The following is a 1,075-nucleotide window of genomic DNA, read 5'->3' as shown; positions in this document are numbered from 1 at the left end:
CAGCCACAACGGGTCGCGCGTCGTCGGCGAGCGGCTCGAATTCACGTTGAGGGAGGTTTAGTCAGCCATGCGCGCCATGTCGTCTCAGGGGCTCGCCGTCCTGTCGAATCCGGCCGGGCATGCGTCCTACGTCCGGGTGAAGGTCCGCAGTGGGGCCGGTGGGTGGGTGGACTTGAGCCAGGTTGAAGGGCGCGACTTCCTCGACGCCGTTGAAGTCGACGAGGACGTGGACCAGCCGGTCTCCGCCGCGACGGTGACAGTCAAGCGCCAGGTCGACTTGTTCAGCACCTCGCCGCTGCGCGCGGACTCGAAGCTGAACGCCGTGAGTGGGCAGCTCATCCGCCCGGGGCGCGAGTTCATCATCGAGGCGGCGGTGTCCCCCGTGGGCATGCCGCCGAGCGCGGGTGAGTGGCGCATGCTCTTCCATGGCGACATCGACGAAGTCGACTTCGCGGACGAGCAGCTCGTCTTCCGGGGGAGGGACTTGGGCGGCCGGCTCCAGGACTCCTTCATCGAGGTCGAGCGCCCCTATGGGGACTCCGTCTCGGGCGTTGCGGTGGAAGCCGTCATGCAGGCCATCCTCGCGGACAACGGAACCGGCGTGCTGCTGCATACGCCCGTCTCCCCCGGCTGGAAGCTACGGCGGTACGCGCAGAAGAAGGCGAGCGTCCTGGACGCACTGCGGGACTTGGCCCAACAGATTGGCTGGGAGGTGCGCTATCGCTGGCGAGAGGCGAGCGGCTCGTACGCCCTGACGTTCAGCGAGCCCGAGCGCGTAAATCCCTCGCTGGCTTGGACGTTCGGCCCCAGCGACTACCGCGCTGTCGCCAAGCTCACCCTCAACAAGACGGAGGTCCGCAACCGGATTGAGGTCGTCTACTCGGACACGGGCGACCTCGACGTCGCGCGCCAGCCGAAGCGAAAGAGCGTCGTCCTCGAGGACGCAGACAGCCAAGCCGCCTATGGCGTGCGCTTCATGCAAGTCGCCGAGGACGCTTCGAGCAACATCGACCGGGAGGTTGAGGCCCGGAAGATGGCGGATGCGGCGCTGTCCGACCTGAAAGAGCCGCTCGCG

1 pseudogene is annotated in these 1,075 nt (G+C 67.3%); it reads left to right on the top strand.

Annotated features, from left to right (window positions below):
- Window positions 1-67 precede the first annotated feature (67 nt).
- Window positions 68-1,075, top strand: a pseudogene (locus LZ198_RS42810) (hypothetical protein); the annotation flags it as partial.

The sequence above is a fragment of the Myxococcus dinghuensis genome, assembly GCF_024198235.1.
In the GTDB taxonomy this organism is placed as follows: Bacteria; Myxococcota; Myxococcia; order Myxococcales; family Myxococcaceae; genus Myxococcus; species Myxococcus dinghuensis.
This window is presented reverse-complemented; position numbering and strand designations above follow the sequence as displayed.